This is a genomic window from Vibrio sp. 10N.222.55.C6, from assembly GCF_041473395.1.
GTDB lineage: Bacteria > Pseudomonadota > Gammaproteobacteria > Enterobacterales > Vibrionaceae > Vibrio > Vibrio crassostreae_C.
Map to the genome: position 1 here is coordinate 1 of NZ_JBFRSD010000380.1, position 235 is coordinate 235.

Here is a 235-nt window from a genome sequence, read left to right on the forward strand (position 1 = left end):
GAAATAAACATGAATAAATTGGTCAGTTACATAAATAGAGGGTTGGCCGCCTTTACAGTGTCTCTATCGTCTTTCTTGGTGCTATGCGTGATATGGCAGGTTCTATCCCGCTATGTTATTGGCAAACCAAGTACTGTTACCGACGAGCTCGCTCGTTACCTCTTTATGTGGGTAGCCCTGATTGGTGCTGCTTACACAACAGGTCTGAAACGCCACCTTGCCATCGACCTACTTA

1 protein-coding gene is annotated in these 235 nt (G+C 45.5%); it reads left to right on the forward strand.

Annotated elements, in window-relative coordinates; translation table 11 throughout:
• Positions 1–9 precede the first annotated feature (9 nt).
• Positions 10–235: TRAP transporter small permease (locus AB4486_RS24215; protein WP_372119173.1), on the forward strand; the 226-nt coding region annotated here is incomplete at its 3' end.